Source organism: Pseudomonas sp. NFPP25 (assembly GCF_900116505.1).
Classification (GTDB): Bacteria; Pseudomonadota; Gammaproteobacteria; order Pseudomonadales; family Pseudomonadaceae; genus Aquipseudomonas; species Aquipseudomonas protegens.
Genome location: NZ_FPBG01000001.1, coordinates 1,380,362 through 1,394,157, shown reverse-complemented (window position 1 = coordinate 1,394,157; position 13,796 = coordinate 1,380,362). Strand labels below are relative to the sequence as shown.

At 65.7% G+C, this 13,796-nt stretch carries 13 protein-coding genes; 6 read left to right on the top strand and 7 right to left on the bottom strand.

Features of this window, described 5'->3' with window-relative positions:
• Position 1 precedes the first annotated feature (1 nt).
• Together BM382_RS05915 and BM382_RS05910 are read left to right on the top strand one after the other, a co-directional pair.
• Entirely contained in the window at positions 2-952 is a 951-nt protein-coding gene (locus BM382_RS05915; RefSeq protein WP_011060816.1) for an alpha-E domain-containing protein, read from the top strand.
• Positions 949-1,746 carry a transglutaminase family protein gene (locus tag BM382_RS05910; protein WP_011060817.1) on the top strand — a complete coding sequence of 266 codons (798 nt, stop codon included), beginning with the start codon at positions 949-951 and terminating at the stop codon, positions 1,744-1,746. Before BM382_RS05915 ends, BM382_RS05910 begins: the two co-directional genes overlap by 4 nt.
• An 11-nt stretch (positions 1,747-1,757) precedes the next feature.
• Here BM382_RS05910 and BM382_RS05905 read toward each other — a convergent pair whose 3' ends face one another.
• Positions 1,758-2,555: an AraC family transcriptional regulator gene (locus BM382_RS05905; protein WP_011060818.1), complete on the bottom strand. Its 798-nt coding sequence runs from the start codon at positions 2,553-2,555 to the stop codon at positions 1,758-1,760.
• Positions 2,556-2,666: 111 nt separating this feature from the next.
• Here BM382_RS05905 and BM382_RS05900 point away from each other — a divergent pair, with 111 nt between their 5' ends.
• Positions 2,667-3,617 carry a DMT family transporter gene (locus BM382_RS05900; protein ID WP_072442253.1) on the top strand — a complete coding sequence of 317 codons (951 nt, stop codon included), beginning with the start codon at positions 2,667-2,669 and terminating at the stop codon, positions 3,615-3,617.
• A gap of 54 nt (positions 3,618-3,671) precedes the next feature.
• On the opposite strand, the gene BM382_RS05895 is transcribed toward BM382_RS05900, so the two are convergent.
• A complete protein-coding gene (locus BM382_RS05895; protein ID WP_072442251.1) occupies positions 3,672-4,322 on the bottom strand; it encodes an SEL1-like repeat protein in 651 nt (216 codons plus the stop codon).
• A 178-nt stretch (positions 4,323-4,500) separates the two neighbouring features.
• Between BM382_RS05895 and BM382_RS05890 the strand changes: the two genes are divergently transcribed.
• The 3 genes from BM382_RS05890 to BM382_RS05880 are packed head-to-tail and all read left to right on the top strand — an operon-like array spanning position 4,501 to position 7,322.
• Positions 4,501-5,721, top strand: a complete 1,221-nt coding sequence (locus tag BM382_RS05890; RefSeq protein WP_015635263.1) for a putative DNA modification/repair radical SAM protein — start codon at positions 4,501-4,503, stop codon at positions 5,719-5,721.
• Positions 5,718-6,611 (top strand): TIGR03915 family putative DNA repair protein, encoded by an 894-nt coding sequence (locus tag BM382_RS05885; protein WP_072442249.1) that lies wholly within the window; start codon positions 5,718-5,720, stop codon positions 6,609-6,611. The genes BM382_RS05890 and BM382_RS05885 overlap by 4 nt, the downstream gene beginning before the upstream one ends.
• A 12-nt stretch (positions 6,612-6,623) precedes the next feature.
• Complete coding sequence (locus tag BM382_RS05880) at positions 6,624-7,322, top strand: hypothetical protein (protein WP_019094318.1); 699 nt, start codon at positions 6,624-6,626, stop codon at positions 7,320-7,322.
• A gap of 97 nt (positions 7,323-7,419) precedes the next feature.
• On the opposite strand, the gene BM382_RS05875 is transcribed toward BM382_RS05880, so the two are convergent.
• From BM382_RS05875 to BM382_RS05855, 5 genes are all read right to left on the bottom strand, one after another.
• On the bottom strand, positions 7,420-8,439 hold the full coding sequence (locus BM382_RS05875; RefSeq protein WP_011060826.1) for a branched-chain amino acid aminotransferase: 1,020 nt from the start codon (positions 8,437-8,439) through the stop codon (positions 7,420-7,422).
• A gap of 287 nt (positions 8,440-8,726) precedes the next feature.
• Positions 8,727-10,118 carry a dihydrolipoyl dehydrogenase gene (gene lpdA / locus BM382_RS05870; RefSeq protein ID WP_041117646.1) on the bottom strand — a complete coding sequence of 464 codons (1,392 nt, stop codon included), beginning with the start codon at positions 10,116-10,118 and terminating at the stop codon, positions 8,727-8,729.
• A gap of 3 nt (positions 10,119-10,121) precedes the next feature.
• Entirely contained in the window at positions 10,122-11,426 is a 1,305-nt protein-coding gene (locus BM382_RS05865; protein WP_019094316.1) for a dihydrolipoamide acetyltransferase family protein, read from the bottom strand.
• Complete coding sequence (locus BM382_RS05860) at positions 11,427-12,485, bottom strand: alpha-ketoacid dehydrogenase subunit beta (RefSeq protein WP_011060829.1); 1,059 nt, start codon at positions 12,483-12,485, stop codon at positions 11,427-11,429.
• 1 nt (position 12,486) lies between these two features.
• On the bottom strand, positions 12,487-13,722 hold the full coding sequence (locus BM382_RS05855; RefSeq protein WP_065363800.1) for a 3-methyl-2-oxobutanoate dehydrogenase (2-methylpropanoyl-transferring) subunit alpha: 1,236 nt from the start codon (positions 13,720-13,722) through the stop codon (positions 12,487-12,489).
• Positions 13,723-13,796: the final 74 nt, after the last annotated feature.

Genomic DNA, 13,796 nt, shown 5'->3' with positions numbered 1-13,796 from the left:
CATGCTTTCAAGAACCGCAGCCGATCTGTACTGGATGTCCCGCTACCTGGAGCGTGCCGAGAACCTGGCACGCATGCTCGAAGTCAGTTACTCGCTGTCGCTGATGCCCCAGGCCGGGCGCGGCGACGGCCAGGCCGAACTGGCCATGTCGCTGCTGGCCGCCGGCACCCTGGACGATTACCACCAGCGCCACGGCGAACTCAACAGCGAGCGCATGCTGCATTTCTTCGCCCTCGACGAGAGCAACCCGGGCAGCATCTACTGCTGCCTGCGCGCGGCACGCAGCAATGCCCACGCGGTGCGCGGGCGGATCACCGCCGACATGTGGGAAAACATCAACGCCACCTGGCTGGAGATGCGCAACATCGCCCGCAACGGCCTGGGGCGCTATGGCATCAGCCAGTTCTGCGAGTGGGTCAAGGAGCGTTCGCACCTGTTCCGCGGCGCTACCGCCGGCACCATCATGCGCAACGATGCCTATCGCTTTATCCGCCTGGGAACCTTTATCGAACGCGCCGACAACACCCTGCGCCTGCTGGATGCGCGCTATGAAATGTTCGGCGAGGAGTCCGAGGAGGTCAGCGACGATTCGGCCCGCGGCTACTACCAGTGGAGCGCCTTGCTTCGCGCCTTGTCCTCCTTCGAGGCGTTCAACGAGATCTACCGCAATGCCCCGGGGGCCGAGCAGGTGTCCGAAATGCTGCTGCTGCGCGCCGATGTGCCGCGCTCGCTGCACGCCTGCGTCGAGGAGCTGGACCAGATCCTCGCCGCGCTGCCGGGGGACAACGGCCGCCCGGCCCAGCGCCTGGCCGCCGAGCTGAATGCGCGGCTGCGCTACACCGGGATCAACGAGATTCTCGACTCCGGGCTGCACCAGTGGCTGACCGACTGCATCGCTCAGATCCGCCACCTGGGGCAAACCGTGCACGAGTCCTATCTGGAGGTGGTATGAAACTGTCCATTCGTCACGACACGACCTACAGCTACACCGATGAAGTCTGCACCAGCATCCAGTTCCTGCGCCTGACGCCCCAGAACAGCCTGCGCCAGCAGATCCTCCAATGGCACCTGGAGCTGCCGCGGCGGGTGCGTGCCCAGCGCGATCCCTACGGCAACATCCTCCACGTCATGACCCTGGACGAGCCCCACGGCGCGATCGTCCTCAGCGCCTTCGGCGAAGTGCAGATCGACCCGCTGCGCGAAGTGGAGGGCGACAGCCAGTCGCCGCTGCCGTTCCTGCGCAGCAGCCACCTGAGCAAGGCCGACCCGGCCCTGAGCGACTTTGCCCGACAGCATTGTGGCGAGCGCCGCGATCGCGCCGCGCTGATCGAGCTGATGCAGGCCCTGGCCGAGCACATGCCCTACAGCCCTGGCGCCACCGGGGTCGGCAGCACCGGCGCGCAAGCCTTTGCCGGCGGCGCCGGCGTCTGCCAGGACCACACCCATGCGTTCCTGGCCTGCGCCCGTAGCCTGGGCATACCGGCGCGCTACGTGTCCGGCTACCTGTGCACCGAGGACCAGAGCCACCTGGCCAGCCATGCCTGGGCCGAAGCCTGGCTGGATGACGGCTGGTACAGCTTCGACGTGACCAACCGCCTGGACCGCCCCGAGCGCCACCTGAAACTGGCGGTGGGCCTGGATTATCTGGACGCCTGCCCGGTACGCGGCATGCGTCGCGGTGGCGGGGCGGAGCAGATGCACGCGCAGGTGCAGGTCAGTTCCATGATGCAGGTGCAGCATCAATAGGTGCGCCGGGCTCAGTCGCGGCCCATGGCTTGGCGGCGGTATTCATCCGGGGTGGTGCCCATCATCCGCCGGAACATGCTGATAAAGGCCGAGGCGCTGCTGTAGCCCAGGTCCAGGCCGATGCTTTCCACGGTCCGTCCCTGTTCCAGCAGGGCCAGGGCCTGCACCACTTTCAGGCGCTGGCGCCATTCCACCAGTGACATGCCCAGCTCGCGCTGGCTGCGCCGCATCAGCGTGCGTTCGCTGGTGTTGGCGGCATGGGCCAGTTGCGGCAGCGAGCGCGGGTCGCCGGGGTTGGCCTTGAGGGTGCGCAGCACCGGGCCCAGCAGCGGGTCGTCGGACGAGGGCAGGTAGCTGCCGGCGCAGGAGGCATGCCCCAGCTTGTCCACCAGCACCTGCAGCATGCGCTGTTGCTCGTCGCTCTGGGGCAGGCCCGGTGGCGCCTGGCGCAAGTCGTCCAGGAGCGCCAGGACCAGCGGGCTGAGGCTCAGGGCGCAGTGCCGGGCGGGCAGGGCGGTGCACAGCTCGGGCGCCAGGTACAGCGAGCAGTGGCAGGCTTCGTGGCGGTTGAAGCCCATGTGCTCGACATTCGGCGGCAGCCAGATGCCGTACTGCGGCGGCGCCAGGTAATGGTGGTCGCCCAGCTCGATTTCCATCACCCCGCTGTAGGCATAGACGAACTCGCCCCACGGATGGCGGTGGCGCGGGTAGGTGGCGTGGGCCGGCAGATTGGCCGCGCGAAAGAAGATCGGCGCCGGCAGGGCTTCGCTGAAAGGCGGCAGGTGCAACTGTTGCGCGGCTTTGTTCATGTCGGGCACCGGTTGGCGGATAAGTGCTATGGGCTGGCGGATTAAAACTATATCTAGGAAAACTGTCAGGCGGACAATCCTTCATCACTTTTTCTCGATGAAGGATCTGCCATGGCCACTCGCCAACCCCTGGATGCCACCGCCTGCAGCCTGATGGTCGGCCTGTGCGCGATCTGGGGCCTGCAGCAGGTGGCGCTCAAGGCCACTGCGTCGGACATCGCCCCGGTGCTGCAGATTGCCCTGCGCTCCGGCGGCGCGGCGCTGCTGGTGGGCCTGCTGATGTGCTGGCGCGGCGAGCGCCTGGGGCTGGGCGACGGCCATTGGCGCCCGGGCCTGCTGGTGGGCGGGCTGTTCGCCCTGGAGTTTTTGCTGGTGGGTGAAGGGCTGCGCTACACCACGGCCTCGCACATGGCGATCTTTCTCTATACCGCGCCGATCTTCGCCGCCCTGGGGCTGCACTGGCTGATGCCGGCCGAGCGGTTGAAACCCGCGCAGTGGCTGGGTATCAGCGTGGCCTTTGGCGGCATAGTCGTGGCCTTTAGCGGCCCCGCCGCGGCCGGGCACGGCGGTGGCAGCCATGTGCTGCTGGGGGATTTTCTCGGGGTGCTGGGCGGGGTCGCCTGGGGCGCGACCACCGTGGTGGTGCGCTGTTCGCGGCTAGCCTCCAGCCCCACCACCCGGACCCTGCAGTATCAACTGCTGGGGGCCTTTGTCTGGCTCGGGCTGGCGGCGCTGCTGACCGATCAGACCAGCATCCGTTTCACTCCGTTGGTGGTCGCCAGCCTGGGCTTCCAGGTGTTGGTGGTGTCGTTCGCCAGCTTCCTGATCTGGTTCACCCTGCTGCGCCGCTACCCGGCCTCGCGGTTGGGCGTGCTGTCGTTCATGACCCCGCTGTTCGGCATCGGTTTCGGGGTCTGGCTGCTGCATGAGCCGCTGGAGCCGAACTTCATTTTCGGCGCGTTGCTGGTGCTGGCGGGGATTGTCATGGTCAGCGGCTACGAATGGCTGCGCCAGCGTTTCAAGCGCAATCGCGAAAGCCCGGTGGCGCCGCGCAGTTCTTGAACGCCCGGGCGCTGGCAAGTCGGCTCCTGCCAGCGAGACCGTTCCCGGGACGATTCAGCGTTTCGCCGCTTCAAGGGCGTTGCGAATGTCTTCCTGCAACTGGCGGGCACCGCTGCAGGCAGGGTCGGCGGGGCCGTGCTTGCAGGATTTATCCAGCACCTTCAGCGCCAGATCGGCGTCGGGCGCTACGCCTATGCCCCGGCTCAGGTGGAAGCCGTACATGGTGCAGGCCCAGGGGTCATCCAGCTCACAGGCCTTGTTGAAGGTCTGCACTGCACAGTGCCGGGTGCCCTGGCTGTCGGCGTCGGCCGTGAGCATGCCGGCGGCGCGGTTGGTGCAGCCGGAGACCAGGCCCAGGCTGCAAGCGCGCTGGTACAGCGGTTCATAGCCTTCGGCAGGCCCTTTGGCCTGTTGCAGGGTGGTTGCCAGCCAGTAGCAATCGTTGCCGTCGCCGGCCTCGCAGCGCTGCAGGCAGGCCCCCAGCTGCTCCGGGGTTTCGCAGCGGTTGGCCTGCGTGACCCGTATCGCGGCCCTGGCCGGCATGTTGTCGCCGGGGCATTGCCTGGCCTGGGCCTGCCAGTCCTGCCGGGCCTGGACTTTGGCGTACAGGGCAGCGATCAGTTCCTGGTCGGTGGGCGCGGCGCTGGCGGCAATGCTCGACAGCAAGGCCATGCCGAACAGGCAGAAACGGTAGAGGCGATGCATGGGGCAGAGTCCTTTCCAGGGGGCGTGGGCGCGGAGGGTATCTTAAGGATTTTCGCCAATAGCTCCAGGCTGCCGAGGGGGTGGCGAGACGTTTTTTTTCAATTTCCCCCCGGCAGCTCTCTTGTGGTCCCGGGGTTTTACTCTGTACTGTATATAAAAACAGTATCCGGGCCCGACCATGCAACTGATCGACAAGCTGAGCATCCTCGCCGATGCCGCCAAGTACGACGCTTCCTGCGCCAGCAGCGGCGCGCCCAAGCGCAGTTCCGAAGGCAAGAGCGGGCTGGGTTCGAGCAATGGCATGGGCATCTGCCACAGCTATACGCCGGACGGGCGCTGCGTCTCGCTGCTCAAGGTGCTGCTGACCAATTTCTGCCTCTACGACTGCCAGTACTGCGTCAATCGCCGTTCCAGCGACGTACCCCGGGCACGCTTCAGCCCCGAGGAAGTCGTGCGCCTGACCCTGGATTTCTACCGGCGCAATTGCGTCAGCGGGCTGTTCCTCAGCTCGGGGATCATCCGCTCGGCGGACTACACCATGGAGCAACTGGTGCAGGTGGCCAGGCTGCTGCGCGAAGAGCACGAGTTCCGTGGCTACATCCACCTCAAGACCATCCCCGACGCCGACCCGTTGCTGATCGAGCAGGCCGGGCGCTACGCCGACCGCCTCAGCGTCAACGTCGAGCTGCCCACCGACCAGGGCCTCAAGGCCCTGGCCCCGGAAAAGCACCTGGGTTCGATCAAGCAGGCCATGGGCACCATCTATACCGGCGAGCAGACGGTGCTCAACGAGCCCCGGGCGCCGCGCTTCGCCCCGGCCGGGCAGAGCACCCAGATGATCGTCGGCGCCGATGACACCGACGACAGCACCATCCTCCACAGCGCCGAGGCGCTGTACGGCAACTTCCGCCTGCGCCGGGTCTATTACTCGGCCTTCAGCCCGATTCCCAACAGCCCGAAAAGCGTACCCCTGGCCGCGCCACCGCTGATGCGCGAGCACCGCCTGTACCAGGCCGACTTCCTGCTGCGCGGCTATGGCTTCAGCGCCAACGAACTGTTCCAGGGGCCGGGGCACCTGGCCCTGGACATGGACCCCAAGCTGGCCTGGGCCCTGGACAACCGCAGCGTGTTTCCCCTGGACCTGAACCGTGCCGAACCGGCGCTGATCTCGCGCATTCCGGGGATCGGCCTGCGCACTACCCAGCGCCTGGTGGAACTGCGCCGCGAGCGGCGTATCCGCTACGAGGACCTGGCGCGCATGCGCTGTGTGCTGAGCAAGGCCAGGCCGTTCTTTATCACCAGCGACTATCACCCGCAGCAGGCGGAGACCAGCAGCGCGCTGCTCTACCAGCAACTGCGGGAACGCCCGCAACCGCAGCAGATGGGGCTTTGGGGATGATCAGCCTGGACTGTGACGACCTGTTCGACACCTGGCGCCAGCAGGCGCGCTGGCTGCTCAGCCATTCCATCGACCCGAGCCGGGTCAGTTGGTCCGGGACGCAGGACGCCGATCTGTTCGCCAGCGATGAGGCTTGCCCTGAGCAGCCCGGTCCGTTTCGTGCGCGGATTCCCCTGGCCCTGCTGGAGCTGCTGGAACGGGCCGCCTGCTATCGCGGCGAGCAGCGCTGGAGCCTGTTGTACGAGGTGCTGTGGCGGGTCAGCCATGGCGACCGCACGGCCATGCTCAGCGGCGATCAACTGGGCAGCGAGTTGCAGCGGCGAATCAAGCAAGTCGACCGCGAGGCCCATCACCTGCATGCCTTCGTGCGCTTCGTCAGCTTGCCCGCGGGCCGCTCACAGCTGGCCGAGCAGCCTGAATACGTGGCCTGGCACGAGCCGGCCCACGACATCCTGGCCCAGGCCAGCCGGCATTTCATCGGGCGCATGGGGCGCCACCGCTGGATGATCGCCACACCCCGGGACGGGGTGTATTTCGACGGTACGCAACTGCACCACCACAGGCGCTGCCCCAGCGCCTGGCGGCAACTGGCCCAGGCCGGTGAAGACCCCGGGGGCGAGCTGTGGCTGGCCTACTACAGCCATATCTTCAACCCGGCGCGGCTCAACCCCCGGGTGATGCAGGGGCATTTGCCGGCGCGCTTCTGGAAGCACCTGCCGGAGGGGCCGTTGATTCCGGCACTGATCAACCAGGCTCGCCACGGCAAGCAGCGCGACGGCCAGGCCAGCCAGGTGGCAGCACGGCCAGGCAAGCGGATCGGCCAGCCGCGCGGCGATAGCGCTGGGCAGGCCCCAGGGTCTTCCCTGACAATGGGCGGCTTTGAACAATGAGGCAGGCAGCCAATGGATGACGGCGTGGATGACGGCAAGGGCATTACCGAGGAATTCTGGTCGAAGGGAGTGACTGACGACGCGAAGATGATGTGGCGGGTGGGCAGCCGCGGCGTGACCTTCCTGGCGGCGCTGCTGCTGCCCAAGACCGGGTTCAAGGTAGTGGACATCGCGGTTGGAGTGCTGACCATGCTGATCCCCTTGCTGGTGATCGAAACCCAGAGGGCCTATTCGAAGTTTTCCCCCGGGTTCCTCGCCTGGGTGATCCGCATCAGTGTGTTTGCCAGCGGTGTGGCCATGGCCAGCCTGGGGCTGGTGGTCTACTTCGGGGTCGTGATGCCTTTGGTTTCAGCGGTGGGCATTCCTTTTTTTCAACAGAGCGCCAGCCTCCAGTTCCAGGGGCAGAGCGGGGTGGAACTGGTCGGTTTCTGGTGGATGGCGGCTGTCACCGGCTTTGCCGTGATGTATGCAGTGTTCAAGAATTTTCGCGAGACCAAGGTGTTCGAGATCGTCTATCACCTGCCACGCAACGGCGTGAGGCAGCTCATGCAGGAGCGGCCGCTGCGCGCCAGCAACTGGCCGATGTTCGTCTGGTTCGAGCTCTGCGTGTTGATCGCGAGCTTTTTCTACACCTTGATGGCATCCCAGGCCGCGCTGCTGGTGGTGGATGGAACGCAACAAGTGCTGATGTTGTTCGGTATCAGCCTCTGAGGGGAGCCCCTCCTTCGGTTGGCATTCTGCAGGCTCCAGGCATGAAAAAGCCCGCCCCTGGCAACCAGGGGCGGGCTCGGCTGAAGCAGGGGGGGAATCAGACCTTGACGATCCAGCCCGCTGGCGCTTCGACGTCGCCGGTCTGCACACCGGTCAGCTCTTTATAGAGCTTCTGGGTGATCGGGCCGACTTCTTTTTCGCTGTAGAACACGTGCAGCTTGTTCTGGTACTCGATGCCGCCGATCGGCGTGATCACCGCGGCAGTACCGCAGGCACCGGCTTCCTTGAAGTCCGCCAGCTTGTCGATGAACACGTCGCCTTCGACCACTTCCAGGCCCAGGCGGGTCTTGGCCAGCTCGATCAGCGACAGGCGGGTGATGCCCGGCAGAACCGATGGCGAGTTGGGGGTGACGAATTTGTCGTCATGGGTGATGCCGAAGAAGTTGGCCGAACCCACTTCCTCGATCTTGCTGTGGGTCAGCGGGTCGAGGTAGATGCAGTCGGCGAAGCTGGCCTTCTTGGCCTGGGCGCCGGGCATCAGGCTGGCGGCGTAGTTGCCACCGACCTTGGCCGCGCCGGTGCCCTGAGGCGCCGCGCGGTCGTAGCTGGAGATCAGGAAGTTGTGCGGGGTCAGGCCGCCCTTGAAGTAGGCGCCGACCGGGATGGCGAAGATCGAGAAGATGAACTCCGGCGCGGTGCGCACGCCGATGTTGTCGCCGACGCCGATCACGAACGGGCGCAGGTACAGCGCGCCGCCGGTGCCGTAGGGCGGGATGAAGCGTTCGTTGGCCTTGACCACGGCCTTGCAGGCTTCGATGAACTGTTCGGTGGAGACCTGCGGCATCAGCAGGCGGGCGCAGCTGCGCTGCATGCGTGCGGCGTTCTGGTCCGGACGGAACAGGTTGATCGAACCGTCCTTGCAGCGGTAGGCCTTGAGGCCTTCGAAACATTGCTGGCCATAGTGCAGGGCGGTGGAGCCCTCGCTGATGTGCAGCACATTGTCTTCAGTCAGGGTGCCTGCGTCCCACTCGCCGTTACGCCAGTGCGACAGATAGCGCTTGTCTGTCTTGATGTAGTCAAAACCCAGCTTGTCCCAATTGATGCTTTCGTTACCCATGACACCCTCTATCGCTTAACAACCGTCGGAACGGCTCAAGGCTTCTGACGTTTTTTTGGATGGGCACAACAATACTGCATTCCGGGGGCGTGCCGCATCCCGGACGATGGGAGGGGGCGCAAAAAAACTTAGCCTGCTTATGAAGCTTCCCCCATAACAGCCCCATACCCCTGTAGGAGCGAGCTTGCTCGCGAAGGCCCCGGCGCGAACGCTTGGCTATCCCCGTCAGCCCTTTCGCGAGCAAGCTCGCTCCTACCTGGGCACTGTCCTGTGTGCCCCTTGAATGGTTACAGATGCAGGGCGTGGCCCAGTGCCCGCAGCGCCGCTTCCTGGACCGCTTCACCCAGGGTCGGGTGGGCGTGGATGGTGCCGCCGATGTCTTCCAGGCGCGCGCCCATTTCCAGGGATTGGCCGAACGCCGTGGACAACTCGGAGACTCCGACTCCCACTGCCTGCCAGCCGACAATCAGGTGATTGTCACTTCGGGCCACCACCCGCACGAAACCGCTTTTCGATTCCAGGGTCATGGCCCGGCCATTGGCCGCGAACGGGAAGCTGCTGACGATGCAATCCAGGCCGGCAGCGCGGGCCTCGTCCGGGGTCTTGCCCACCACCACCAGTTCCGGGTCGGTGAAGCACACCGCGGGGATCGCTGCCGGGTTGAATTCCCGGTGCTTGCCGGCGATCAGCTCGGCGACCATCTCGCCCTGGGCCATGGCCCGGTGCGCGAGCATCGGCTCACCGCTCAGGTCGCCGATGGCCCAGACGTTGCGCATGCTGGTCTGGCACCGGTGGTCGATCTTGATGGCCGCGCCGTTCATGTCCAGGTTCAGGCTTTCCAGGTTCCAGCCCTGGGTGTTGGGCTTGCGGCCCACCGCCACCAGTACCTGGTCGGTGGCCAGGTTCAGGGTGTCGCCATTGGGCTCGCGTACCTGCAGGCTGCTGCTGGCGGCATCGAAGCCCAGCACGCTGTGCTTGAGGTAGAGCTTGATCCCCAACTGCTTCACCGAGTCCAGCACCGGCTGGGTCAGTTCGCCGTCGTAGGCGGGCAGGATGCGTTCCTGGGCCTCCACCACGCTGACCTCGACCCCGAGCTTGCGGTAGGCGATGCCCAGTTCCAGGCCGATGTAGCCGCCGCCGACCACGGTCAGGCGCTTGGGCAGGGTCTTGGGTGCCAGGGCCTCGGTGGAGGAAATGATCGGCCCGCCGATGGGCAGCATCGGCAGGTTGACGCTTTTCGAACCGGTGGCCAGCAGCAGGTGCTCGCACTGGATGCGGGTATCGGCGCCTTCGATCTCCACGGTCTTGCCGTCGATGACCCTGGCCCAGCCCTGGATCACCTGGACCTTGTTTTTCTTCAGCAGCGCGGCGACCCCGGTGGTCAGGCGGTCGACGATGCCGTCCTTCCATTCCACGCTCTTGCCGATGTTCAGGGTTGGCGCCGCCACTTCGATGCCCAGGGCCGAGCCCTGGCTGTGGTGGCGGGTCTGGTGGAACTGCTCGGCGACATGGATCAGCGCCTTGGACGGGATGCAACCGATGTTCAGGCAGGTGCCGCCCAGGGACTGGCCCTCCACCAGAATGGTGGAGATGCCCAGCTGGCCGGCGCGGATGGCCGCCACATAACCGCCAGGGCCGCCGCCGATGATCAACAGTTGGGTATTGAGAGTCTGTTGCATGTCTTACTCCACAAACAGCGTGGCGGGTTGTTCGAGCAGGCCGCGAATGGCCTGGATGAATTGCGCAGCGTCCATGCCGTCGACCACCCGATGATCGAAGGAGCTGGAGAGGTTCATCATCTTGCGGATCACGATCTGGCCCTTGATCACCATGGGCCGCTCGACGATGCGGTTGACCCCGACAATCGCCACTTCCGGCAGGTTCAGCACCGGCGTGCTGACGATCCCGCCCAGCGCGCCGAGGCTGGTGAGGGTGATGGTGGAACCGGAGAGTTCATCCCGGGCGGCCTTGCCGCTGCGAGCGGCCTGGGCCAGGCGCGCGATTTCCTCGGCGTTGCCCCACAGGCTGCGGGCTTCGGCGTGGCGCACCACCGGTACCATCAGGCCGACGTCGCTCTGGGTGGCGACCCCGACATGCACCGCGCCGTGGCGGGTGATGACCTGGGCTTCGTCGTCATAGCGGGCGTTGATCTGCGGGAAGTCGCGCAGGGCGACGACCATGGCCCGCACCAGGAACGGCAGCAGGGTCAGCTTGCCGCGGGTGGCGCCGTGCTTTTCATTGAGGTGGATGCGCAGCTCTTCCAGGGCGGTGACGTCCACTTCCTCGACATAGCTGAAGTGCGCGGCGCGATGCTTGGACTCCTGCATGCGCTGGGCGATCTTGCGGCGCATGCCAATGACCTGGATCTGCTCTTCATCATGGCGTTCGGCATAGCCGGCCCCTGGCGCCGAGTAACCCTTGAGCGGCTGGCTGTCCTGGGCCAGGTAGGCGTCCAGGTCTTCGTGCAGGATGCGCCCGGCCGGGCCGCTGCCTTGCACCAGGCGCAGCTGGATGCCCAGGTCCAGGGCGTGCTTGCGTACCGCCGGCGAGGCCAGCGGACGCTCGTCGGCTTCCCGGGCCACCGGTGCCTGGGGCGCTGCGCGGCAGGCTGCTGCTGGACTGGCGACGGGTTTTTCCGCTTTGGGGGCTTGGGCCACTGGCGCGGCGGCCACGGGCTTATTAATAGCTGCCGGCTCTTTTGCCGCCGGTGCGGCTGCCTGGGCGGATTCCTTGAGGTTGCCCGCGCCTTCGACCTCGATGCTGATGAGGATGCTGCCCACCGCCATCACTTCACCGGGCTCGCCGCCCAGGGAGATGACCTTGCCGTGCACCGGGGAGGGGATGTCGACCATCGCCTTGTCGGTCATCACGTCCGCCAGCACCTGATCTTCCACTACCTGATCGCCGACCTTGACGTGCCACTGCGCCAGTTCAACTTCCGCGATGCCTTCGCCGATGTCCGGCATCTTGATAACGTGCGTGCCCATTCAGACCTCCATGACCCGTTGCAGCGCCGCGCCCACTCGGGACGGCCCTGGGAAATATGCCCACTCCTGCGCGTGGGGATACGGCGTATCCCAACCGGTGACGCGCTCGATCGGGGCTTCCAGGTGGTGGAAGCAGTGTTCCTGCACCAGCGACACCAGTTCGGCGCCGAAACCGCAGGTACGGGTAGCTTCATGCACCACCACGCAACGGCCGGTCTTCTTCACCGACTTGACGATGGTGTCCAGGTCCAGGGGCCACAGGCTGCGCAGGTCGATGACCTCGGCGTCGATGCCGGTTTCCTCGGCCGCCACTTGCGACACGTAGACGGTGGTGCCGTAGGTGAGGATGGTCACGTCCTTGCCCGGGCGGGCGATGGCCGCCACGTCCAGCGGCACCTTGTAGTAGCCGTCCGGCACCTGGGCCGCCGGGTGTTTCGACCAGGGGGTTACCGGGCGATCGTGGTGGCCGTCGAAGGGGCCGTTATACAGGCGCTTGGGTTCGAGGAAGATCACCGGGTCATCGTTCTCGATGGAGGCGATCAACAGGCCCTTGGCGTCGTAGGGGTTGGACGGCATCACGGTGCGCAGGCCGCAGACCTGGGTAAACATCGCCTCGATGCTCTGGCTATGGGTCTGCCCGCCGTAGATCCCGCCGCCGCAAGGCATGCGCAGGGTCATGGGCGCGGTGAACTGGCCGGCGGAGCGATAGCGCAGGCGCGCGGCCTCGGAAATGATCTGGTCCGAGGCCGGGTAGACGTAGTCGGCGAACTGGATTTCCGCCACCGGGCGCAGGCCGTAGGCGCCCATGCCGATGGCCGCGCCGACGATGCCGCTTTCCGAGATCGGCGCGTCGAACACCCGCGAGGTGCCGTATTTGGCCTGCAGGCCTTCGGTGCAGCGGAACACGCCGCCGAAGTAGCCCACGTCCTGGCCGAACACCACGACGTTGTCGTCACGCTCGAGCATCACATCCATAGCCGAGCGCAGGGCCTGGATCATGGTCATGGTGGTGGTGGTCATGGCGGTGTCCAGCTGGATATTGTTGTTGTGATCGTTCATTTCAGATCCCCAGTTCCTGGCGTTGGCGTTTCAAGTGCTCGGGCATGTCCTTGTAGACATCCTCGAACATGGTCGCGGCGCTGGGGATCTGGCCGCCGGCGAGGGTGCCGTACTGCTCGGCTTCCTTCTGGGCGGCGATGACCTGGGCTTCCAGCTCGGCACTGACCGCGGCGTGTTCCTCTTCGGACCACTGGCCGATCTTGATCAGGTGCTGCTTGAGGCGGGCAATCGGATCGCCCAGGGGGAAGTGGCTCCAGTCGTCGGCCGGGCGGTACTTCGATGGGTCGTCGGAGGTGGAGTGCGGGCCGGCGCGGTAGGTGACCCACTCGATCAGGGTCGGGCCAAGGTTGCGGCGGGCACGTTCGGCGGCCCAGCGCGAGGCGGTGTAGACAGCGATGAAGTCGTTGCCGTCGACCCGCAGCGAAGCGATGCCGCAGCCCACGCCGCGTCCGGCGAAGGTGGTGGCTTCACCGCCGGCGATGGCCTGGAAGGTGGAGATTGCCCACTGGTTGTTGACCACGTTGAGGATCACCGGTGCGCGGTACACGTGGGCGAAGGTCAGGGCGGTGTGGAAGTCCGACTCGGCGGTGGCGCCGTCGCCGATCCAGGCCGAGGCGATCTTGGTATCGCCCTTGATCGCCGAGGCCATGCCCCAGCCCACGCCCTGCACGAACTGGGTCGCCAGGTTGCCGGAGATAGTAAAGAACCCGGATTCCTTCACCGAGTACATGATCGGCAGCTGGCGCCCCTTGAGCGGATCGCGCTCGTTGGACAGCAGTTGGCAGATCATCTCCACCAGCGGCACTTCCCGGGCCATCAGGATGCTTTGCTGGCGGTAGGTGGGGAAGCACATGTCGTCGATGTTCAACGCCAGGGCCTGGGCACTGCCGATGGCTTCCTCGCCCAGGCTCTGCATATAGAAGGACATCTTCTTCTGCCGTTGGGCGACCACCATGCGGTTGTCGAAGATCCGCGTCTTGAGCATGGCGCGCATGCCCTGGCGGAGGATCTCCACAGGCACGTCCGCGGCCCAGTCGCCCAGGGCGTTGCCCTGATCGTCGAGCACGCGGATCAGGCCACGGGCCAGGTCGGCGCAGTCGGCAGGTTCGATATCGATAGGAGGTTTGCGGGCCAGGCCGGCATCGTTCAGACGCAGGTAGGTGAAGTCGGTCTTGCAGCCGGGACGCCCCGAGGGCTCGGGAACGTGCAGGCGTAGCGGTGCATACGCTGGGGTCATGGCTTTCTACGCTCGATCTTGTGGATTTCTTGTAATTGGGCGCGCTAGCTGACAGTCATTCCCTGGGTAAGAGA

Coding starts and splice junctions, on each gene's coding strand:
- BM382_RS05890 (WP_015635263.1), top strand. CDS start 4,501: ATGCAACTGATCGACAAGCTGAGCATCCTCGCCGATGCCGCCAAGTAC.
- BM382_RS05860 (WP_011060829.1), bottom strand. CDS start 12,485: ATGAACGATCACAACAACAATATCCAGCTGGACACCGCCATGACCACC.
- BM382_RS05855 (WP_065363800.1), bottom strand. CDS start 13,722: ATGACCCCAGCGTATGCACCGCTACGCCTGCACGTTCCCGAGCCCTCG.
- lpdA (WP_041117646.1), bottom strand. CDS start 10,118: ATGCAACAGACTCTCAATACCCAACTGTTGATCATCGGCGGCGGCCCT.
- BM382_RS05895 (WP_072442251.1), bottom strand. CDS start 4,322: ATGCATCGCCTCTACCGTTTCTGCCTGTTCGGCATGGCCTTGCTGTCG.
- BM382_RS05910 (WP_011060817.1), top strand. CDS start 949: ATGAAACTGTCCATTCGTCACGACACGACCTACAGCTACACCGATGAA.
- BM382_RS05905 (WP_011060818.1), bottom strand. CDS start 2,555: ATGAACAAAGCCGCGCAACAGTTGCACCTGCCGCCTTTCAGCGAAGCC.
- BM382_RS05865 (WP_019094316.1), bottom strand. CDS start 11,426: ATGGGCACGCACGTTATCAAGATGCCGGACATCGGCGAAGGCATCGCG.
- BM382_RS05900 (WP_072442253.1), top strand. CDS start 2,667: ATGGCCACTCGCCAACCCCTGGATGCCACCGCCTGCAGCCTGATGGTC.
- BM382_RS05880 (WP_019094318.1), top strand. CDS start 6,624: ATGGATGACGGCGTGGATGACGGCAAGGGCATTACCGAGGAATTCTGG.
- BM382_RS05875 (WP_011060826.1), bottom strand. CDS start 8,439: ATGGGTAACGAAAGCATCAATTGGGACAAGCTGGGTTTTGACTACATC.
- BM382_RS05885 (WP_072442249.1), top strand. CDS start 5,718: ATGATCAGCCTGGACTGTGACGACCTGTTCGACACCTGGCGCCAGCAG.
- BM382_RS05915 (WP_011060816.1), top strand. CDS start 2: ATGCTTTCAAGAACCGCAGCCGATCTGTACTGGATGTCCCGCTACCTG.